A 23,555-nucleotide genomic window follows, 5' to 3' on the forward strand; every position below is an offset into this window, starting at 1 on the left:
TTTAGCATAGCATTAAAACAATGGAAGAAGGGGAAGATGAGTTTACAACCATCTTCTTTTTTCTTTTCATTTATTACTAATTCTAAAATTTAAACAATGACACAAATGAACATTAAAAGATGGGTCTTTATCCTTGCATGCGTATTGGTAGTTACCGACCTAACTGCACAATTTGAACAAACGGCAAAAATTGTGAGCACCAATAGAGAAAGCCGTGCTGAGTATGGAACTTCTGTTGCCATTACAGACAATTTTGCAATAGTGGGTGCTTCGCGTGAAACCATTGCCTCGGGTGCAGCCTATGTATATAGTAAGGACGGTCAGGGAACATGGGGTTTCCTACAACGTTTGGCGGCAGATGACCCCAATGAAGGCGCTGAATATGGTGGCGGCGTAGCATTTTCTGAAAACTTTTTGGTAGTTGCTGCCGGAAGGGCCGACGTAGCAGGGGTACAAAGGGCTGGCGCTTTATATGTGTACAATTATCAGAACAATACCTGGGAATTTGACTCAAAACTAGTTGCTTCCGATATGAGCAATGATGCTAAAATGGGGATGAACCCTACCTCCTTAGCTGCACAGGAAAACACAATTGTAGCAGGTGCCCCTGGTGAAAATGCTTGGGCAGGATCGGTGTATGTTTTCACCAATACGGGAGGTAGTTGGACAGAAGCGCAAAAAATTGTTAGTCCAAATCCACAAGCGTCTGATGTTTTTGGGATTGGTGTTGCCCTATCGGGGGATTATCTGGTAATTGGCGCCAATGAGTATGACAATAGGAAAGGTGCTGCGTATGTATATTTAAAAAATGGTAATGGAACTTATGAATATGTGCAGACGTTAACAGCTTCGGATGCCTCGAACGATGCTTTTTTTGGCACTTCGGTAGGGATGGACGGCGACCAAATGATAGTGGGTGCCTATGGAGATAATATGGAACAGGGAGCGGCCTATATATTTGAAAGGGATGCCCAGAATAATTGGGTAGAAGTAGCGAAATTAACTGGAAACCCATCAACGGAGAACACCCAATTTGGTTGGAGTACCAGCATTCAAAGAAATTATGCAATTGTAAGTGCACCGCATCTATTCGGTTTTGAAGCGGGAGAAATGTATTTTTATGAAAGAGAGAGCTCAGGAGATTGGGTGGAAGCGCAAATAGTACAAGGTAGCGACACTGCGGGCGAGGATTTTTATGGTTGGAGTATTGCTATGCATGAAAATCAGGTGTTAGTTGGCGCCCCTTGGGAAGACCATGACGCTAACGGAGGAGATGAAATAGACCGCGCCGGATCTGCTTATATATTTCAGGATCCAAACCTTTTGGGCGTGGTTGGCAATGGTGCCTTAGAAAGCTCAATTTCAATATATCCTAATCCTGCAACAGAATTGTTGAACATTGAAAGCAAAACGAAAACAATAACTGATTTGAAGGTATTTTCCATTACTGGTGCGTTGTTACAAGAGGTGACGGATTTACAAGTAAGTCTTTATACTTTGGATATTTCGAAATTTAATGAGGGGGTTTATTTTGTAACTATTGGTTGTGGGGACGGTGTTACTGTTCAAAAGAAAATTATTAAAGTGAACTAAAAACAGAAAAGTTAAAAGTTAAATTGTTCTGTTTGGGCCAATGTGTTGATGCATTGGCCTTTTCTGTTTTCTGTTGTCGGTTTTCTGTTTTTCCTCACTTTACGAATTTGCCTTTTCTTAGGATATTAGGCTGCTTTTTGCCATACATGGCTATTAAGCGGCAGATTTGCACTGTTTAATCCTGGACTAGCTTAGGTCTTTTGTTTGGGAATGACGATTTCTATCGTCATAACTTTATATCTATAATGTTTTAAATACGCTATATAGATACTATAAATATAGTATATAATCACTATATATATACTATAAATATGCTTTAAAGTAGACTTAGTAAAGTGTTTTGGTTATATTAGTAATCTAAACTTTATTATTATGGCAAAGCAGACTGGAATTGTTAAGCTCAAGGGAACCATTGGGGATATTAATTATTATGAGACCAAAAATGGGGGACATCTGGCGCGTGCGGCTGGAGGTGGGTTTCAAAAGGGGGCGAAGAATAAGGAAAGCATGGTACGAACCATGGAAAATGCCACCGAGTTTGGCCGATGTAGCAAGACGAAAAAAGTTTTCCGAATTGCTTTGGCTCCCTTTTTATGCGTGCGCAAGGATGGGGCACTACATGGCCGGATGATGCAATTATTTACGAAGTTAAAGGATCTAGATAGGGTTAATGGCCGAGGCAATAGGTGCGTGGCCCGCGGAATGGAAACTCCGAAGGGAACCCTGTTGCTCAATAGTTTTGTGTTTACACCTTCTTGTATAATTTCCGAGGTTTTGGCAGCTTCTCTGCATTATGATTTTGATACCCGAACGCTTAGCATTACGAATTTTGATATCAATAACGTGGGCTTTCCTTCTGGGGCCACACATATGGCGTTAACCTTGGGGCTTCTGCATTTTAATTTTGACACATTGGCCTACCAATTAAAGAATAGTGTACCGCTCTATATTGACAAAAATTACAGTGCTACTTCGTTTGAATTGGACACGGCAGAGCCAGAAGTGAATGGGACGGCAGTAGCAGTTTTGGGGGTAAAGTTTTATCAGAAGGTTGAAAGTACCTATTATTTGTTTAAGAGTGCTAATGCTGTTGGGGTTGAGGTTTTGGGTGTTAAGGGTGAAGGGTGAAGGGTGAATGGTGAATGGTGAGTTTGTGAATGGTGAGTTTGGATTTATTGAATAATCATTTTTGCTTAATCCTCCAATAAATTCATTTTCTACGGAATCTTTTCGGAGGCCAATAATTTTCAATTAGCCATTAGCCATTAGCCATTAGCCATTAGCCATTAGCAATTGGCCATTAACAATTAACAATTAACGATTATCAGTTATCGGTTTTTTTTGTGTTTAGCTTTTAATGTTGTGAAGAAAAGTCTTTACGAGGCTGATAGGGTGTGGGAATCTTTTGAGTTTAGTTGCTATCTTGATGGGAACTACACCTGGGCAAGTCGCTTTTTCTTAGTGTTTTTTTTTTCTTGATGAACCCTTCGACTGCGCTCAGGGCAGGCAAGAAACAAAAAAATCAAGGCTTACGAATCCGCCTTCCTCTCGCTGCGCTCGTCGGAGGCGATAAAATTTCTTTATTTCCCGCGCAAAAATAAAGCCTTGGTGGTGCTAGGATTATTATTAGATTATTTAATGTTTTGTACTTGCAACCAGATTTTTAGGTAAGAAGGATTTTTGCTTAATCCTCCAATAAATTCATTTTCGACGGAATCTTTTCGAAGGCCAATAATTTTCAATTAGCCATTAGCCATTAGCCATTAGCCATTAGCAATTGGCCATTAACAATTAACAATTAACGATTATCAGTTATCGGTTTTTTTTGTGTTTAGCTTTTATTGTTGTGAAGAAAAGTCTTTGCGAGGCCGATAGGGTGTGGCAATCTTTTGAGGTTGGTTGCTATCATGATTGAAACTATACCTGGGCAGGTTGCTTTTTCTTAGTGTTTTTTCTTTTTTCCTTGATGAACCTTTCAATGGCTTTAGGCTTTAGGCTGTAAGCTGTAGGCTTTTGTAAATTACATTGGATAAAGATTTTGCCTCATTCTCCAATAAATTCATTTTCTACCCTTCGACGGCGCTCAGGGCAAGCTTCTTTTCGAAGGCCAATAATTTTCAATTAGCCATTAGCCATTAGCCATTAGCCATTAGGCATTAGCAATTAACAATTCCACATTTAAAAACAACTTGGAGGACCCAAAAAAAAATCGTTCGTAGTCTGGGGGTATAGTGTTCGTAGTTATTTTGGGTACTTTCGTAGGATTGTGCCTAAAAAATTTTGATAGTTCAACAGACCAAAATAAATTAACTGCTTTAAAGCACGATTAAGTTATAGTGAAATTAGCGGTTAAAAAAGTGTACAAAACAATGCTTTCACATGGACTAACCCCCCCTTTCACATGCCCACAGGGGGTATTCACAGGAAAACAACCAAAAAAATTTGATATGGCAATTGTGATTTATAATTTTCATAGCTAAAAATTGTAGGATAGTATTTTTTATAAATGTTGATAAACTATAAAGTGATTAAAGTCAATTACTCTGAGTGGCAGGCTATTTTACTGATTCCGGAGGGTATTTCCCTGATTGGGGGCGATAAACTTGATAGTAAAAAAAGAAAACCATTATATTTTTACGAAAATAGGTTGGTTAAAAAATGTTAAAATGCTAAAAATGCACGATATATGGCCATCTCACAACTCCAGAGACCTATCTGACAACTTATAGCACAGATAATTTGGATAGGGGAATGAGTTTTTTTTGTTTTATACCATACGACTTCTATCTGAAGTGATGGGTTGGATTGGTTCTCGATATACTTCGACACTTCGACTGCGCTCAGTGCAGGCTAAGCTCAGCACAGGCAAATTTAAATCTGCTGTCGCCGCTTTAAATTCACTCGAACTAACAGTGGGTTTGTGGTGATAAATGTGAGGTCGCTTTGCCATCGTGAGGCAAAAGATTCTTAATATACGAATAACATTCGATAACATTGGCGGATACCCGCCAATGTTGGCGGGTATCCGCCACCTTTTCTAAATTTCTTAGTTTATATTGCCAAAAATAATAAGGTGCCATACAAAATTTTTTTTAAGAAAAGTCGACGGTTTAGCCTTATTTATTCTGTGGTAAAATAGCCTATAAATTAAAAATTGGGTTTTTAAATTTGAACAATGCTAATAAAGAGATGAAAGAAATAAACAAAGCGGGGGTTTTCCTCCGAATATTACGGAAAACCCTTCAAAGAAACGAGGAGTTTTTAAAAGAGGCTTAAATAAATTGCATTTATGTTTATGTAATTGAGCGATAGATTGGGATGGAAAGTGAAAGTACATTGCGGGTTTTGTTGGTTTCGGATAAGATATATTATCTGAGAAACTATCGGGCTGCCTTTGAGAAGCTTGAAAGCTCCTCTCTGGATTATTCCTTTGCATTTACCGAACTGAATGCCTTTGATACCGCTATTGATTTTATCAAGAAAATGGATGCCGATGAACGGTATGATGTGGTCTGCCTACAGATCAGCAATCCCATTGGTATCCACAGCCAAGACGAAGATGGAAGCACGGTAGGCATTATGATGCGCCAACGCTTTCCGCAGGCTATCATAATTCTTAGTGCCAACTTTAATAGCACATATAATTACTGGAGCCTTCTTAAGCTGATAGATCCCCAGGCCATTATTGGCGATGATTTTGATTTAGTTTCGGAACTTCCAATGCACTTAACGAAAGCCCTTAAAAGGCCATGCTATATTTGCCCTAGCATGCAGGCTGCGGTCATGAATCATTTATGTTGCAAAATTGATTTGGATGCCTTTGAGCGAAACCTACTATTCGAACTCTCCAAAGGCACCCGTATGGCAGCCCTGCCCAACATTTTGAATATGTCCATCAGCACCATCGAGAAACGCAAAAAGCGGTTGAAGGAACGCTTTGAGGTGGAAGGGGAGGACGACAGCATGCTTATCATAAAGGCCAGAGAGTGTGGTGCTCTATAAACCCTCTTTATGGAACTTCCCTCAAAAATTTCCATCAACTCCGCAATAGATATGCGGAAAAATAATCCTTGAACGCTTTGCAACTACCTAATTTTATGAATGTTAAAAAAAACATTTATTTAATTATGGGCTTTACAGTACCTTATATAGAAAGCGTAAAACGGAATGCAGCAGTTGCGGTCTCCTATCTGTTTGTGTTATTGTTTTTGTATGCTGCCGTGAGCAAGCTCTTGGATTTTGAAACCTTTGAGGTACAATTGGCACAGTCGCCCCTTCTAAGTGCATACGCTGGTTTTATTGCGTGGGCGGTGCCGGGAATAGAGATTCTTATTGCCGTTTTATTGATCCTTCCAAAATATAGAATCTTAGCCCTTTATGCTGCTTTTACCTTAATGGTGATGTTTACTGCCTATATCTATATCATCCTTAATTTCTCTGATTTTGTTCCCTGCTCCTGCGGGGGTGTACTCGAAAAATTGAGCTGGACACAACACCTTGTTTTTAATGTTGTTTTTATTGTGATGGCTGCAGGGGCTCTCTTTTTGTCCAAAGAATACAACGCAAAAAAGACCCTGCTTTTGCTCACCACCCTTGCCATTTTTGGTGTTGCTACCGTTACGCTGTTGTTTGCCTTTTCTGAAAAGAAGATGCATCGCAACAATGCGTTTCAGCGGAGGTATATCCCACATCCCATTGAAAAGCTTCACAGCTTCGATCTTCAATACAGTTCCTATTATTTTGCTGGGGCTGGAGACGGTAAGGTCTATTTGGGCAATTCTACCGCACCTCTTCTAATGACTGTTATTGATAGCAGTTTTAGGGACACTACAACTACGATGATACAATTGGACCAAATGGATCTTCCCTATCGTGCAGTGAAGCTTCATGTGATTCCGCCAAAATTTTACGTTACCGATGGTACCGTCCCCATCTTTCTTCAGGGGGATGTAAAGGAGTGGAATGCTACCACACAAATGCAAGGGGACTATTATTTTAACCACTCAGTGGCTATCGATTCCAACACCATGGCGGTTCAATCCAGCAGTAGCGAGAACCGTGAGAACATACTAGGCGTAATTGCTCTCGACGATTCCAATACAGGAATCTTTAGCAACCAACTCCTGGAAAAACAAATTGACGGCAGATTTGATACCGATGGCCGATTGATCTATAATGACAATTATGATAAACTCATATTTACCTATTACTACCGCAATGAATATTTAATTATAAATCCGGATTTACGTTTGGAGCAACGCGGAAAAACGATAGATACCATTAGCGTGGCCCAACTCCATATAGCGGAAAATAGTGATAAGGGCCAACGTAAATTGGGAGGCAATACTGTTTTGGTGAATAGAAATATAGCCACCACAAAAGAATTTTTATTGGTAGACTCTCCACGTCTGGGAAAGCTGGAGCCAGAGAATATGGGCGAACAGGCAAACATAATTGATGTGTACAACCTCCTTGACCAAAGCTATCAATTCAGCTTTTATCTATACAAACATGAAGACAGCAAAACCAGGGAGATGATAATAGTGAACGGAATCTTATATGCACTTCAGGGAAATTACCTAGTGGCCTACAACATAACCAACACAAAATTAGATTAGACGATTTTTTCTTGCAAGAACAGGAGTGAGACCGAAAACCTGTAGAAGAGAGTAGGTCAAATTATAAATTTAAATTTTAGAAAACATGAGAAATTTAAAATTCAAGTTTTTATTACCTGTGGCGGCCTTTATGCTTGCTATTGCGGCAGCATTTGCGTCACAGACAGAAGAGCAAGTGGAATCAGCCCTTGTTCAGGGGTATATTTACCAAAACGGAGTCTGTGTTCCCCATGGGAAATGCGACAATAGCAGCACGGTTATCTGTTCTGACGGAAGTCGCCAAGTTTTTGGTAAGAATGGACCAACGACTTGTTCCTTACCCTTATTTATGAACTGGCAACCTTAATTGCCTTAAAAAAAAGATGCCCCAAAATGGGGCATCTTTTTATGTATTTCCTTTGCTTTCACTTTTCAAATATGTATTGAACCAATGTGATATTCTTTCTGTAAGATCTTTTTGGTTCTTCCCTTGCAACAGCGAATGGCCTTCGTTTTCATAGATTCGCAATTCCACTTCCACATTTAGGCGGCGCAAGGCCAGATACATGGCCTCACTTTGATGCCAATTTACCTGATAATCCTTATCTCCCGTCCATATTAGGGTGGGGGTCTTTATGTTTTGGGCATACTCCACAGGGGAGTTGCGCTTGTACAATTCCTTGGCCTCATAAAAACTTTGACCCATTTGCCACTGTTGGTTTTCATAGTGCCAATGTTCCGCCCTGCCGGTATCCCTGTTGATAGTGTGGTAGGTGGTTGTAAGGTCAAAAACCCCTGAGCCTACTACGGCTGCGGCAAACATATTGGTCTGGGATATAATAAAGGCAGTCTCATAGCCGCCAAAGGAATGGCCAATCAATCCCAAGGCATCCTTGTTTACAAAACCTTTATCCAAAACAGCGTTAACCGCCCTGGTAACACAGTCCGTTGCCGACACTCCTGGGTTTCCTTTTTGGATCAATATATCAGGTTCCAGTACAAAATACCCCTCCGCCGTAAAATTCCGGTAGTTATATCCTGCTCCATTTTGGTCACTTGGGTTGTGGTATTTTTGAAATTTATATCCTATCATTTCATATACATGCACTATCATAGGGTATTTTTTTCCTCCTTCGTAATTATCGGGATAGTGAAGAATTCCGTGCAGTTTTTCTCCTTGAGCGTTAGTGTAGGTAATCAATTCCGTATTCCCTATAGGATACTTTTGCTGTTGTTTATTTGATTGTGCCAAAAGCTTTGCGGCATCTCCTGATTTTTTCCACAGGGAAGGAGGTGCATCATTTTTTTCCTTTACATAGATGAAGGAATCGGTAAATTTCGCCTTTCGCAATTCCGAAATTCTTCCGTTTTCATTTAAAAAGTCCTTTACCTTGGCACTCGGCTCCAATAATGCATACCCTTGATTGAAAAGGGAATCCTGCATAGCAAGAATAACAGGCTTAGAGAGATCAACTGGCTTATCCCGAGCAATATCCGTAAGGGAGCGGAATCCATCATAAAGGCCTTTGTATTCCCTATAGTGTATATTTTTCTCTCGTCCGTTTGTAAGTCGTTTTGGATTTTTGGTTCCTGCCCCTGTTTTCCAAATGTCAAATTCATCGTAAACTAAAAAATCCCCTGTTGTAGTCCACCCCATGGAACCAAAAGGTACAATTGCTGAGGAATGGGGAGCATATTGGTAGGTGAGGGGATAAGGTAGGTTTTCTGTGCTATTGATATGTGTTTTGTTTTTAATGTCATACAGCCACCAGTCCCCATTCTTAAAATAAGCAATATGCCTACCCGATGGATCAATACTGAGATAGCCCAAGGCAGTCTCCAACTCCTTGACAAATAAGGATGTTTCCCCTGTTTCTAGATTGGTAATATAAAAATCGGATTGGGGTGCTTGTTTATATTGGGGTTCGTATTGCAAAACATTATAAGTAAGTGCATATTTTTCATCACCAACAAGAATTACCTCTGGCCGTTCTGCTGTGCCTATCTGAAATACTTTATTTGTTTTTGGCCGCCAAACCGCCATTCTATCGGCCTTATTGAATTCCCAGTCCACTTGCTGTCTTGGGTATATCCATTTGTCCGTCCCCTTCCAGACCTGCACTTTTAGGCTGTCCTTCTCCTTGTAATTGGAATCATTGCCTGCCTTATGCGTCCAAAAAAATATCCGTTCCCCATCCTTGGAGAAGGAAAGATTGAGTGCGCTTATTTCCAGCTTCCCATATTCCCGCAAGTCTATATCGTCCAATTCCTTTAGTATGGGCGTTTTCTTATCCTCAAAATAATAGAGCCGCTGCCCCGAACTTGGAGTACTTTCCATAAAGACAAAACCATCGCCGGATTCGTTCCAGGTGGGGTGGAGCAAGTCCGTGTTTTTGGACCGTACAATAACCGACTGGCGCCTGTCCTTTAGCCGCAGTAGGGATACCGCCGTTTCTGTGGAATCCTTGCTTATCAGTACAGCCCTTTTTCCGAGAGGGTCAAATTTAAAGGCTGTGATTCCTTTTAAAACGGTGGTCTGGTCCCTTTCCAGATCCCATAATTTCAAATACCCTTCGTTGGGCTGAGGATTATAAAGCGCAAGGAAATTCCCCTTAGTGTCAAACTCAAAGCGCTCCGCTTCCGTTACCCAGACCGTCTTCCCTGTAGATAAATTCAGAATGCCTATTCCTTTTTGATCATCCTTAAAGGCAAAAACCCCCGTTTTTTTATTGGGTTGGAATTGGCCGCTGTGGGCATTGGGAAACTGATATTCGGTCTTCCCATCAAGGCTCAAAACAAATAAGGTGTCCGCTGCCTTTTCATAGTCCATTTTATAGGAAGTCCATAACCCGTCCCCGGAGATTTGGGTGTTTCTCAAATGGTGCCACATATCGTAATCCTTTGGTTGCATAATCGTTTTTGCTGGCCCTTGCTGCCCCAAAATGGGGCAGGAGGCCAAAACAAACATGAAAAAAAGTATGGGGAGCTGGCTAATTGAAAATTCATATAATCTATTATTTTTCATCAATATCCTGGATTTTGTGGGTTGAGGTTTGGGTTTAGTATCAGTTCGTTTGCCGGTAACGGGAAAAGCACATCGGTGGCTTTCCAACCCGGTTTTATGGGCGCCAATATTTCATTGGCGGAGCCTGATCTTTTAAGGTAAAACCATCGCTGGCCCTGTTCGGTAAAATATTCATAGCGCCATTGATGCTGCAGCTCGTTTCTGATTTCTTCCTGTGTGTTTGCTGCTGTTGGGTCAAGCCCGGCGCGAAGCCTAATTACGTTAAGGTCGTTCCTTACTTCCTGTAAATTTCCCAACTGCAGGGCAGCCTCCGCGCGGATGAGGTACTGTTCCGCCAAGCGGAAGAGGATGGAATATTCCGTACTGCTACCGCCATAATAATTTTGCTTGTACTTATACGGATGGTACCAACTTTGACTGCCATCCGATAGTTCTCGCGTCCAAGCTTCCTTTCGTAGGTCGCCTGTTTCAAAGTCCGCGATAAAACTAGCAGAAAGTGCATATAGAGAAGGCGGGCCAACGTCGAAGATAAAGGTTTCTCCTTCCTTGGTTGCCGAACCCTCAAATTCCGGTTTTAACTGCCAGATGGTGGACGGGCTCTCCTTAAGGAACACCAGATTTAAATCGGGCTGCAGGGCATAGGTGCCCTCCGTGATGACCGCCGTACTTTCGGCAACTGCCTTTTCCCATTGCTGGGTATGTAAATACAAGCGTGCGAGCAAGGCACTGGCCACGCCTTTGGAAGCCCGAAGCCTTTCTCCACTGGGTTCCATAGCTGGCAACAGGTTTTTGGCAGTTAGCAGATCGGTTTCCATCATTTGGTAAACCTCTGTTAGGGGCATTCGGGAAACCGAGGCATTTTCGGTATAGTCGGTAGTTTTTATATAGGGAATGTCCCCAAACAATTGGGCTAGGTAAAAGTGGAGATACGCCCTAAGAAAAAGCGCTTCCCCCATAAATCCATTTCGCTCTTCCGCTTCCAAGGGGGCATCTTCAAGCCCTTCCACAATTTTATTGGCGCTGAAGATAAGGGAGTAGCTGCTGTTCCAAAAATTGCCCACCGCGGTATTGTTGGGCAGCACGGTATGGTTATAGAACGCGTTGTCGATCGGGGCATTCTCCCGATAGTAATCCAGTTCATCCGCATACAGTCCAAGAAGCACCCCCATTCCGTCAACGCCTCCGCTAACGGGACTGTTGTCCCGAAGTCCGGCATATATATTGGCAAGGGCGGCATCCACCGTGGCTGCATTTTCAAATAGGGCCTCTTCCGAGAGCAAGAAATCTGGATACTCCGGTTCCAGTGCCTTTTCGCAGCTGGACAGTAGTGCCCCAAAGAGCACCAAGAGCAATAGCCGTATGGGTAGGATGGGGCAGCGGGATTTGTATTTCTGTATAAAAGTTTTCATAATTGAAGTATTAAAAGGTTACTGTTACGCCAGCGCCCAACCACCGTAGGGCAGGGATAAAGCCCAGTGTCTGTTCAGGGTCCTGGCCTTTGTATTCCGTAAGGGTGTATAGGTTTTGCCCCTGCAGGAATATCTTGGCATTGGAGGCGCTGTGGAGAAAATTTGGAATGTTATAGGCAAGGGAGATGTTCTTGAACCTTAAATAGGTGGCATCACTAAAAGCGGCATCGCTCTGTCCCAAATTGTAGGCAGCAACTATGCGTTCATAGCTAGCGCCCGTGGTGTAGCCTTGGGTATCCGTTTGGTCCCCGGGAGCAGTCCAGGCATCCAAAACCCCTACGGGTTGGTTTACCATGGCGCCGGGGGTGGTGCCCCAACGGTTTATATTTTGTGCCATCTGCTTGCTGAACTGGAAGAAGATATCCAATTCCAGATTGCCATAGGAAAGGGTATTGGAAAGCCCACCGTACCATTCAGGGGCGGTGTCTATAATGGCCTTTCTATCCTCTGGGGCGCTTATCTGCCCATCGCCATTATAATCCTCAAAGGTATAAATACCCGTTTCAGGATCGACCCCAGTAAAATGTAGGACCCTTACAATGGTAATTGGCTGCCCAATAACATAGCTGTTGGCATAGGTGCTACTGGCAAGATTTGGAAATTTAAGCAGCTCGTTCTTTGGAAGCGTAAAATTGAAGGAGGTGTTCCATTTCCAGTTGGCTGAATTTAGGTTTAGGGTATTCAGCTCAAACTCCCAGCCCCTGTTTTCCACAAGGGCGTCAAGGTTGCCTAAGATGCCAGCAAAACCAGTAGTGCCGGGAAGCGGAATTTCCACCAGTTGGTTGGAGGAGCGGTTGCGGTAATAGTTTATGTTGGCTGTTACCCTATTTTCAAACACGCCCAGTTCCAATGCCAACTCTGCCTTACGGTTTTCCTCCCATCCAAAGTTGGGGTTATAGAGGGCGGTGGGGTAAAGCCCAATGGTGCCGTTATAGGGAATGCCCGTACTGCCATAAGAGTTGTAATAGCGATAGTCGCCAATCTGGTCGTTGCCCGTACTGCCGTAACTCCCTCTCAGCTTGCCATAGGAAAGAAAGGGAAGGGCATTCTTTACACCCGCTTCTTCCGAAAACAACCAAGCGGCACCCACCGCCCCGAAATTGGCAAAGCGGTTGTTGGGACCAAAGCGGCTGGAGCCGTCCCTACGGCCGGTAAGGTTTAGGATGTAGCGATTGTTATAGGTATAGTTGAGACGGCCAAAGATTGCCTGATATGTATACACAGATTCGGCATCGTTCATCACCTTTATGTAATTGGCCGCCGCCAGGTTCATAATCTGGGAGTTGGTGGCAAAGCCCTCGGCATATTGTGAAAAAATACGGGAGGTTTCTTGCTGTGCGGTATAGCCAAGCAACACATCCAATTTATGGTTCCCATAAGTGTAATTGTAATTCAATTGGGGTTCCACGATCCATGAACTTCGGGTGCCGTCATTGGTATAAATGCCCGAGAAACTGCTGTCAAAACCATATTGGGGAGGGTAAATGGTATGGGGGCTGGTACGGTACTCCGACAGCTTGGTATCCTGATATCCCATGGTGGTGCGGAGGGTGAGGTTGTTTACCAACTTGATTTCCATAGCTGCATTTACCAGCAGGCTGTTTCTTTTGGATTGTAGGTCGCCTTGCAATGATGCCAAGGGATTGTTGAAGGTGCCGTCCTCCCAATTCAGTGTGCCATCCTCGTTATATAATTGTGGCGCATTGGGGGGTAGGATCAAGGCCTGATAGCTTAAATCGGAACTCGGGAGCTGGTTGTTTTCATGGGCATAGGCCGTGGAGAGGGTTACTTTAAAACCATCATTTGGCGAACTGTGGGAAAGCTTGGCAAGGCCATTTGCGCGTTGGTAACGGTCGTCGGTGGGGAATACGGTGGTCTGGTTATGGTAGCCGCCACTGAGGAAAAAGGAGGTGGATTTGCTACCCCCGGCCACCGAGGCCTGATATTCCCGTAAATAGGCCGTCCCTCCCAGCAGTTCCTCCTGCCAATCGGTATAGCGATTTTGGTCCCAAGTGCCGTTAATATCGTAGGCAAAGGGCGGGTATTCGGTATAGCCATCATTGCTAAATGCCTGTTCCCGCATCTGCAGATATTGTTCCGTATTAAGGAGTTCCTGCTTTTTTGCTATCTGTCCGAGGCTGCTCTTGGCGGTCACGGAATACTTTGTGGTGCCCGTCTGTTTCCTTTTGGTGGTTATCAGGATAACTCCATTGGCGCCTCGGGAGCCATAAATGGCCGTTGCGTCGGCATCCTTTAGTACTTCTATACTCTCAATATCGGAAGGGCTCAAAAAACTGAAGGGACTGTAATCTGCTCCCGGGAGGATGGTGCCCGAAACGTTGGGCGTACCCATGCCATCGGCGCTAAAGGGGATACCGTCTATAATATATAAGGGTTGGTTTCCCGCGGTTAGACTGTTCTTGCCCCGCAGCTGTACCTTAAATCCACTGCCCGCTGAGCCCGAATTTTGGACCACCTGTAAGCCAGAAATCCTCCCTTGGAGTGCTGCAATGGGATTCTGTACTATTTGACCAGCTATATCCTCTTGGGTAATACGCGAGATACTGCCCGTCTTTTCTTTTTCGGAAACTTTGTAGTAGCCTGCATTAATAACCACAGCATCCAAAGTCTGGGCATCCACTTCCATAATAACATTTAAAATACTGTTATTGCCCACTGCAACTTCCCGCAACTTATAGCCAACATAAGTGAACACCAGCGTATCATTTGCGGATGCCTTAACGGAGTACCTCCCCTCCAGATCGCTAATGCTCCCTCGGGCAGTGTTTTTTACCAAGACATTGACGCCACTAAGTGGGCCATCGGCATCGGTAATTGTTCCACTTATTGTTTTTAGTGAAAGGTTCTGTGAAAAAGTAGGGGAGTTGTAGGTTAGGAAAAGGGCAAAAGATAGTGCATAGGCATAGCTTCGCCTGTAATTATTTTTCATAATTTCGCATTGGTTAAGTGTTACACATTATTTAACTACTGGCCTGCTCCAACGGTCGTCGAAAACTGGGAGCGGGTCATTTTTGTTTAAAGCTGTAGGCTTTAGGCTATAAGCTGTAGGCTTTATGCTTTAAGCATTTTTGGTGGTGAGAGGTGAAGCGTGAGCCGTGAAGCTTCTCAAAACTCAATACTAACTACTCATTACCATAGTCGCGAAAAATCATAAACAAAACTGAAACTGTTGCTTTAAAAGAAAGTTGAGAAGAAAAAACCGACCAAGCCCAATACAAAAGGGCGCGGAACTCAACTTAAAAGGTCTAAGGTACTGGTATACCGTCACACAAATAAGAGAGTACGCACGCCCGGGTCGTGAGCACCTTGCTTATTCTCTCGTGTGAAATAAAAATTACCAGTTTTTAGACCGAGATTCAAAGCGAATGCTTCTAATATTTTGCTCTTAGAAGAGTCGCAAATTTAATTATACTAATTCAAATATAATAAAAAGATTCTAAATGAGCACGACAGTGCTCAAAAAAACTTAATAATTTATTTTCTTTTGTTATATGTCAGCCAAAAAATCAAATAAAACTAAAAAACCAAAAAGAGTTTATTTGGCCGATAAATATGTCTGTAACTATATATCAGAAGAATTATTTAATTCTGAAGTTTCTAAAAGAGAGTTGGGACGCTTACACGGTATACATCAACACGTGGTAGGAAAAATTATTCAAGAAAATGGTTATAAAATTCCCTTTTCAACTATTTCCACAATTTGCTTTAACAGAGGGCTTAAATTATCCAATTTTCTTAGAGCAGTCGAGAAGAAATATGGTCAAAAATTAGATGATAGTTATTTTGAAATTCAAACTAAATAGCTTTTAAACTTATTTTTTGATTTTTCTCCCTACGCTTTTCTAATAATTACTCCCCAATGAGGATTTCCGTAAAAAACTACTATTTGCTTATAATAGTTTTGTTTTAAAGGAAATGGAAATAATAATTTTTATATTTATCATCTCCCCTAAGTTATTTAATTCTTATAATAATTAGTCAATAGGATTTGAAGATTTTTAATATTAATTCTATTCATAATATTCGTAAGAAAAAAATTAAAACCCCTTACTTAATTATGTGGAAAGACAGTGAAACCAATATAGACTTGTTAGATTTTGAGTACTTAATAAGTATGACAAAAGATATAATTGAAAATGATGAGCTCACCCCATGCAGTATTGGAGTTTATGGTGATTGGGGTAGTGGAAAATCTAGTCTAGCGGAAATGGCTTTAAAAGAACTATCTACTGAAGAAGGTTTTTTATGTTTAAAATTTAATGGATGGCTCTTTGAAGGATATGAAGATGCAAAAACAGCTTTAATTGGGAGTATTCTAGATAAGATAAAAGAAAATAGAACTCCAAAAGGTGAGGCATTAGAAGCTCTTAACCGCTTGTATAAAAGTATAGATTTTTTCAAAGTTGCAAGCAAGGGGGTAAAATATGGAGCTGACTTTATGTTAACTGGGGGAATTGGGACAATTGCAGATTTAACAATGCAATCTGTTTTGGCTAAAGCTAAAGGAACTACTATTAAAGACAGTATTTCTGAGGAACAAATAAATAAATCTATGGAGGCTTTATTTAAAAACTCAGAAATAAGGGACAACTTAAAGTCATTTCAAGATGATTTTAAGGATTTGTTAAAAAAAACAAAAATTAAAAAACTAGTAGTTTTTATAGATGAACTAGATAGATGTAATCATGACACTATATTGGAGACATTAGAAGCAATTAGACTCTTTCTTTTCGCGCCCGGCACATCATTTATTTTAGGTGCAGATGAAAGACAAGTAATGTATGCAGTTAGAAAAAGATTTCCTGAAATTGAAGGTAATCATATAGATATTGGGAAAGAATATCTGGAAAAAATGATACAATACCCAATTAAAATACCTCAATTAGGAATTAAAGAGGTTGAATATTATATTACTTGCTTACTCTTTAAAAATGCTTTTAAGCTTAAATTTGAAAAATTCATTGAGTTTGTGAGAAATGAAAAAACAAAAGACTTCATTAATTTCGAAATAAAATATGAGGTAATTGCTGAAAAATTTCCTGATTTAGACCAAGAAGTTTTGCGCGAGACTATATCCCTGAGCAAACAACTTTCTTCAGTATTAGCGACTAGCCTAAAGGGAAATCCAAGACATTGTAAAAGATTCTTAAACTCTCTTTCAATGAGGCTAAAAATGGCATCTTTTAAAGGTGTTTCTTTAGACAAAAAAGTCTTAGCGAAAATTATGCTTATTGAATATTTTAAAGATTCTCTTTACAAACAGCTAAGCAATCTACAATCTGACGAAAATGGGAAACCTACAGAATTAGCACTTTTAGAAAAAGGTGATTGGGATGATGTTAAAAGTCTAAAAGTTTGGAAAGATGATACGTGGGTTTTGAATTGGTTAAAATTAGAACCTGCACTGTCTGAGGTTGACTTACAACCTTATTTTTATTTTACAAGAGAAAGCCTACAAAGAACTCAGAATACTTCTTCAGCAAGTTTAAGTCATGAAGCTAATTCTATTTTAAAAAGTTTGCAGTCTAAATCAGATATTGAACTCACAACTGCTATAAAAAAATCCCAAAATATTAGCGAATTTGAAGCACAAGAGATTTTAAAGGAACTCATAAATCAAATTCAAATATCTACTAAAATTGAAAATCCATTATTTAAGTCATTTATAGAATGGGGAGCCACTAGAGCATCCCTATACCCAGATGTAATAATTACCTTAAATAGCCTACCTGTAAGTAAAGTAGAAAAGGCATTTATTCCTAGAATTGTTGATTTTTTCAAAAAAATTGATAAAATTATTGAAGTAAAAGAATTGACAGATAGATGGATAAAAGAAAAATCAAGCTTGGAAAAAGTAATTAAAGCAGAACTAAAGTAATATGGGGACATCAAGTATATACGGAGGACCAACAAATAGTAACCCAAAAGATAATCCACTTTTGCCAGATGATTTTGTTTTTGATGAAGGAAATAGTAATGAAGGAGAAAGTGAAAAGGAAACAGATGAAAAGGAAACTATTAGTAAAGAACCCCAGCAAATAAATGAAGTAAGCTGGAAGGATGCAAAGACGTATATGTCAAAATTAGCTTCGGGTCAATATACAAATAAAGGTAAGGCTGTATCTAATCAAATCAAGGCATATGGGGGCGCTAAAGCTGCCTCTAAAACTGCTAGAGCTGGAATAAATACGGTTATAAAGCTAGGAAATTTCTCAAGCTCATCACCAACATCTACTTTTAGAACAGTACTAGAAGAGTACAAAATTGACTATAAGGATAAATCAGCTCGTGAAGTTTTAAATGAATTGACAAATTTAATAGCTCCAGTGCCTATAACAAAGGATGATTCAATTGCTCGGAAGGCACTTATTGTTACAATGGAATATATATACGAAATGTTTGATGAAGAAAATTTAGATTATGATTCTATAGATGGAAATTCATTGAATCTAATGATCCCGAAATTTATTGAAAATTATATTTATGAAAGAATAATTAATGATTTGGGAAGTAGAATCGAATCGAATAGTGAAAGCTCAAGCAAGGCAATGGATACTGAAAATGAATTAAAAGAGTATATAAATGCTAAAGTTGACATTGCATTTAAAGGGAAGGATTTCACAAAAATAAACTTTAATGATAAAAGCACTAAAAATGAAGTTGAAAGCTTATTCAACCAATGTTACACCCTAATGGAAGAACAATGAATATAATTGTATGTAAATTAAATAAAGAAGATACTTTTAAACTAGATACAGCTTCTCAAGTATTGGATTTTACGAATAAAAAAGAATACCACCATACATTCTTTAAATCATTGAGAAGGTTATATAAAATGCCTACGCCATTTCAAGAAGAAGCCCTGGATTTATTATATATATCTATTGTAGTTTATTTTGCGGATAGAAAAGTTTTACGTGAAAACACTTATGATGGTTGGACAAGAGACTTTAAGTTGTACATACCTGTATTAAATTTAGATAAATGGACAACTAATAAAGAACATTTAGAACAATTGGTCTCTTTTTTAAGCGGTGATAATTGGAGTTTTGAGTTTAGAAAACGTGAATTAAATAAAGTAGAAAAGAATGTTAAAAATAAGATTGGTAGTTGGTATTTAGGTAACAAGTTTACTCCTGATGAATTCTGTATGCTATCTGGGGGATTAGATTCATTTATTGGTGCAATTGATTTATTAAGCGTCAAGAAAAATATTGCCTTTGTAGGCCTTTATGGTGGAGGTAAAGGCGTAAAGCCATATCAAGACAAAATAGACGAAATTTTACAAAAAGAATTTTCCATTGACAAAGACTACTTTTTTAACTTTAATGCCACACCTATAAATGGAAGTGAAATTACTACACGCACACGTTCTTTTCTCTTTTTTACACACGCAATAATTTTAGCTTCGTGCTTAAACAAAAAGACAAACTTATATATTCCTGAAAATGGATTGATATCATTGAATATTCCTTTAACAAACACAAGACTGGGTAGCAGTAGCACTAGAACTACTCATCCATATTATATAAAAATGCTTCAAAGTCTTCTCGATAATATGAATATTAAAGTTCAATTGAAAAACCCTTATCAATTTAAAACTAAAGGCGAAATGATATTGAATTGTAAAAACCCACAACTCATCAAAAAAGAATACTCTCAAACAATGTCTTGTTCGCATCCAGATCAAGTGAGGTATGATAAAAGTACCAAACCTCTTCACTGTGGTAAATGTTTGCCTTGCTCTATAAGAAGAGCTTCTATTATCAGAGCATATAATAAAGATGTTGGTGAGTATTCTGACCCTAACTTTGAGAAACCAAAAGCAAATAAAGAATTACTCTCTTTTAAATTAGGTCTACTTGACTTTGAAAAAAACAAGAATAATCCTTTAATAATACAAGTTGCAGGTCCAATTGAAAAGGATTTTGAAAATTATGATCAAGTATATAAAAGGGGTATGGATGAATTAAAAGTCCTAATAGATACTATAGATGGGTAAACCTTTACACGATACACATTTTCATTTAGATTTATTCAATGATGAAATTTTATCTATTGCAAATAAAATTGAAAAAGAAAAAATATATACAATTGCTGTCACTAATTTACCACCTTTATATACTGAAATAATTAAAAAACTGAAAGATAATTATAATTACATAAGACCAGCACTAGGTTTTCACCCAGAATTAATTGGCAAATATCATACCTTAATACCAAAGATGTGGGAGTTATTACCTCACGTCAAATATATTGGAGAAGTTGGTTTAGACTATAAAGTTGGGAATGATTTTAAAACTAAACAAGTAAGGTTTTTTGAAAACTTAATTGAAAAATGTGATAATCAAGGAGGTAAAATACTTACAATACACTCAAGAAGAAGCGCAGATGACGTCATTTCAATAATCGGCAGAAATTTTAATAGTAAATATATTCTACATTGGTATTCTGGAAGTATTAAAACATTAAAAAAAGCTGTTGAAAATGGAGCCTATTTTTCAGTCAACTACTCTATGACTAAATCAGACTCAGGAAAAAAAATAATTGCACAAATTCCCATGGATAGGTTGCTTCTGGAATCTGATGGTCCATTTATTAAGTTCAATAAAGATGTTTTTACTCCTTTACATAATAAGCATACAGTAGTTATTTTGTCCAAAGCACTTAATATTTCCCTAGAGCAAACTAATACTCTTCTGTTCAATAACTTTAGATCTTTAATTACTTTATAATTTAACTTATAAATTCAGCTAATAAAAGAAGTTATTTCCCTTACGCTCTTTTTAAAAATGTGATAATTTAACACAGCGGGAAATGCCTTTCAGTACTTCTGAAACTGCCAAAAACTTTATATTTGGTATTCTCCCCAATTTAAAAACCCGCTCTTGCGGTTTTCTGTAATGGGTAGGTTTTTTAATGAACAATGAACAATGAGCAATGAACAATTAGCAATTAGAATGTTGAATTGTTTAATTGTGGAAGCGTTTAATCGTTTAAATGTTGGACTCTATGTACAGCTTAAAGCCTAAAGCCATATAACAGCAAATGTTAAAATTTTAACGACAATAAGTTAAAACAGCAACTATTTTTAATATATTTGAACAACAGCTTTTAGCTAGAATTTTCTCCCCAGAAAAAAGAAACCGTTGGCGGCAGTGGCCTTGGCGGTTTTGGTTTGTAAATAATTTAATATTAAATAAATTAGTAATGACATGTGCGGGATAAACGCAATAATCCTTTTGTTTATAAACATGTTGGCTGCAAGCAAATAAAAAATGACAAATAAAACTATTGCTAATTTTTTTATAATTATCTCGGTAGCAATTGTTGCTATATTTCTTATTCGTAACCCTTATTAGACTTTGGAGCCGCTAAAATATTTATACTTGGTATTCCTGGCTAATTAAACCCCGTTACGGTTTTCCGTAATAAAGACATACAGACTTGACTTATATTTACATTTTGGCGGTAATTTGAAAACAGAAAATTGAAAAAAATTGATTTCCATATTCACACAGTTCCATCTATCAGCGATAGACACTTTGATTTTGACTTAGAATCATTGAAAGAATATGTTGAATTACTAGAAATTGACTGTATCGCTATTACGAATCATAACTTATTTGATAAAAACCAATATGACCAAATAACTAATGAACTAGCAGCAAAAGTATTCCCAGGAATAGAAATCGACCTAGAAGGTGGTCATTTGTTGTTAATATCAGAAAATGAAAACGTAGATGATTTTGCGGCAAAAGCACAGAAAGTAAGTGAACTGAATACTTCACCTAGTGATGACATTAGCTATGATGAATTAATTGAAATTTATGGCGAATTGAACAATTACCTGCTAATTCCTCACTATGACAAAAAGCCTAACATAAAACCTACCACTTTAGAAAAACTTGGAGAAAACATTTTTGTAGGTGAAGTAGCAAGTCTCAGAAAATTTAAGAGTTGTCTTAAGGAACTAGATAAATTAACACCTGTCATCTTCAGCGATTGCAGATTTATTGAGAATATGCCTTCTTATCCAACCAGACAAACATATTTAGATGTAGAAGAAATATCTTTAAATGCTATAAAAGGTTGCTTGTACGACAAAGACAAAGTCTTTTTATCTAAAGAAGAAGGAAATGATTTCTTCCAAGCTACTGATGATGGAGTGATGCTATCGACTGGATTAAATGTAATTGTTGGTGGACGTTCATCTGGAAAGACTTATACATTAGATAAAATCTGTGACAATTTTGATAATGTCAAATATTTAAGACAATTTTCTTTACTTCAAAATGACAAAGAAAATTTCAAAAAATTAGTAACCACAAGACATAGCCTAATCACAGAAAATTATCTTAAGGAATTTAAGGATGTAGTCTATGAAATAAATGATATTGACTTAAAGGATAATGAGATTTCTCTTGAGAAATACTTGGCATCATTAAAGAAATTTGCTTCTGAAAGTGATAATCTTGATGCTTTTTCAAAATGTGCCCTATACAATGAAACCAAGTTCATACCTGATAATTTAGATAATTTAAAAAAACTAATTTCTGCAACTGAGAGCTTAATCGAAACAAATGAATACAAGGATGTTGTAAATAAACATATCACAGATAACATCCTCAAAAATTTGATTGTAGAGTTAATTAATAAACATAATAAAATTCATGAGAGGAATCTAAAAAAGGATTGGTGCAATAATCTCATTGAATCAATTAAGGATAGTTTGAAATTTCGGTCAACAACAACTACGGTTGAGGAAATAGATTTTGACAAAATACAATTTGAAAAAATTAAAGTACAAAAGTTCAAACAGCTAGTAAAATCTATTCAAACAGAAAAAGTTATTGACAGTAAAGAAATAAGAGGTTTTAAAGTCTTAGCCAAAACGAAAAAATATACTGGAGCAAGCCAACTAAAAAATAAAAGTAAAAGCAAGCTCAGTTTTAGTAAAGCGTTTAATAATTACGAAAACCCATATAAGTTTTTGATATCCTTGAAAAATGTAGGAATTGAAGAAACAGAGTTCTATAAATACTTTGTTGATATTGACTACAGAACATTAAATAAACACGGTTATGAAGTATCTGGTGGTGAGCGTTCCGAATTTAATTTGTTACACGAAATAAGTGATGCTTTAAAGCACGATTTATTATTAATTGATGAGCCAGAATCATCATTTGACAACATTTTTTTAAAAAATGAAGTGAACGAATTAATCAAGGAAATAGCAAAAGAAATACCTGTCATTGTGGTTACTCACAATAGCACCATAGGAGCTTCTATAAATCCAAACCAAATAGTCTTTACTCAAAAGATTGTGAATCAACACAATGTTGAATATAAAGTGTTTTTTGGCCATCCAACAAGTAAAACACTAAAGAATGCAAATGGAGAGGAAATTAAAAATTTAGATGTGTTGCTAAATTGCTTGGAAGCGGGTGAAGATGCATATAATGAACGAAACAAAAAGAGTTATGAAATACTTAAAGATTGAAGATAACAAAGCATTTTTTGTCAAAGACGAAGCTCAACCTGACGATTGGACTGAAATAGATAAAATTGAAAAAGAGGACTTGTTAAAACTCTTGGACTACGCAACAGAAAATGATTTTGAGATGGATATTTATGACGAGGCAATTTTAGGACATAAAGCACATCAAATTATATATAAAAGTCTGCACGAGAAACTAAATATATTCCTGGGCAACAAGGACAGATTTAAAGACCAAACTGAAAACATTTATAAAGAAGAATTGGAGAAATATCAATAAAAGCTACCACCAATAACTAAGCATTCGTGTTGTTTAAACGATCCTATATTAATGCAGTTAAGTGCAGGTA

General features: G+C 38.3%; 15 protein-coding genes. 12 read left to right on the top strand and 3 right to left on the bottom strand.

The features are described from left to right. The first annotated feature begins 105 nt into the window (after positions 1–105). From JK629_RS07560 to JK629_RS07580, 5 genes are all read left to right on the top strand, one after another. Entirely contained in the window at positions 106–1,593 is a 1,488-nt protein-coding gene (locus JK629_RS07560) for a T9SS type A sorting domain-containing protein (RefSeq protein ID WP_225626189.1), read from the top strand. 372 nt (positions 1,594–1,965) lie between these two features. After that, the gene (locus JK629_RS07565) at positions 1,966–2,721 is read left to right on the top strand and encodes a hypothetical protein (RefSeq protein WP_202337922.1); all 756 of its coding nucleotides are present in this window, start codon (positions 1,966–1,968) and stop codon (positions 2,719–2,721) included. Positions 2,722–4,911: 2,190 nt separating this feature from the next. Then, entirely contained in the window at positions 4,912–5,595 is a 684-nt protein-coding gene (locus JK629_RS07570; protein WP_202337923.1) for a hypothetical protein, read from the top strand. Between the two features lie 125 nt (positions 5,596–5,720). Continuing rightward, positions 5,721–7,211 (top strand): MauE/DoxX family redox-associated membrane protein, encoded by a 1,491-nt coding sequence (locus JK629_RS07575; protein WP_202337924.1) that lies wholly within the window; start codon positions 5,721–5,723, stop codon positions 7,209–7,211. A gap of 85 nt (positions 7,212–7,296) precedes the next feature. After that, entirely contained in the window at positions 7,297–7,557 is a 261-nt protein-coding gene (locus JK629_RS07580) for a DUF6520 family protein (protein ID WP_202337925.1), read from the top strand. Between the two features lie 39 nt (positions 7,558–7,596). Here JK629_RS07580 and JK629_RS07585 read toward each other — a convergent pair whose 3' ends face one another. Genes JK629_RS07585 through JK629_RS07595 form a run of 3 tightly spaced genes read right to left on the bottom strand, consistent with a single transcriptional unit; the run spans position 7,597 to position 14,634 of the window. Beyond that, positions 7,597–10,215 (bottom strand): S9 family peptidase, encoded by a 2,619-nt coding sequence (locus JK629_RS07585; RefSeq protein WP_202337926.1) that lies wholly within the window; start codon positions 10,213–10,215, stop codon positions 7,597–7,599. After that, on the bottom strand, positions 10,215–11,624 hold the full coding sequence (locus JK629_RS07590; protein WP_202337927.1) for a RagB/SusD family nutrient uptake outer membrane protein: 1,410 nt from the start codon (positions 11,622–11,624) through the stop codon (positions 10,215–10,217). The genes JK629_RS07585 and JK629_RS07590 overlap by 1 nt, the downstream gene beginning before the upstream one ends. A gap of 10 nt (positions 11,625–11,634) precedes the next feature. Beyond that, on the bottom strand, positions 11,635–14,634 hold the full coding sequence (locus JK629_RS07595) for a SusC/RagA family TonB-linked outer membrane protein (RefSeq protein ID WP_202337928.1): 3,000 nt from the start codon (positions 14,632–14,634) through the stop codon (positions 11,635–11,637). A gap of 562 nt (positions 14,635–15,196) precedes the next feature. Between JK629_RS07595 and JK629_RS07600 the strand changes: the two genes are divergently transcribed. The 7 genes from JK629_RS07600 (at position 15,197) to JK629_RS07630 (ending at position 23,485) form a co-directional block, all read left to right on the top strand. Beyond that, positions 15,197–15,508: a hypothetical protein gene (locus tag JK629_RS07600; RefSeq protein ID WP_202337929.1), complete on the top strand. Its 312-nt coding sequence runs from the start codon at positions 15,197–15,199 to the stop codon at positions 15,506–15,508. Positions 15,509–15,762: 254 nt separating this feature from the next. Then, a complete protein-coding gene (locus JK629_RS07605; RefSeq protein ID WP_202337930.1) occupies positions 15,763–17,583 on the top strand; it encodes a KAP family P-loop NTPase fold protein in 1,821 nt (606 codons plus the stop codon). Position 17,584: 1 nt separating this feature from the next. Then, positions 17,585–18,412 carry a hypothetical protein gene (locus JK629_RS07610; RefSeq protein WP_202337931.1) on the top strand — a complete coding sequence of 276 codons (828 nt, stop codon included), beginning with the start codon at positions 17,585–17,587 and terminating at the stop codon, positions 18,410–18,412. Next, positions 18,409–19,707 (top strand): Qat anti-phage system QueC-like protein QatC, encoded by a 1,299-nt coding sequence (qatC, locus tag JK629_RS07615; RefSeq protein ID WP_202337932.1) that lies wholly within the window; start codon positions 18,409–18,411, stop codon positions 19,705–19,707. Before JK629_RS07610 ends, qatC begins: the two co-directional genes overlap by 4 nt. Next, a complete protein-coding gene (gene qatD, locus JK629_RS07620) occupies positions 19,700–20,440 on the top strand; it encodes a Qat anti-phage system TatD family nuclease QatD (protein WP_202337933.1) in 741 nt (246 codons plus the stop codon). The genes qatC and qatD overlap by 8 nt, the downstream gene beginning before the upstream one ends. 755 nt (positions 20,441–21,195) lie before the next feature. Then, entirely contained in the window at positions 21,196–23,208 is a 2,013-nt protein-coding gene (locus JK629_RS07625) for a histidinol-phosphatase (protein ID WP_202337934.1), read from the top strand. Then, positions 23,189–23,485, top strand: coding sequence for a hypothetical protein (locus JK629_RS07630; protein WP_202337935.1), 297 nt, complete (start codon positions 23,189–23,191; stop codon positions 23,483–23,485). The genes JK629_RS07625 and JK629_RS07630 overlap by 20 nt, the downstream gene beginning before the upstream one ends. Positions 23,486–23,555: the final 70 nt, after the last annotated feature.

The sequence above is a fragment of the Aequorivita iocasae genome (assembly GCF_016757735.1).
Taxonomy (GTDB): Bacteria; Bacteroidota; Bacteroidia; order Flavobacteriales; family Flavobacteriaceae; genus Aequorivita; species Aequorivita iocasae.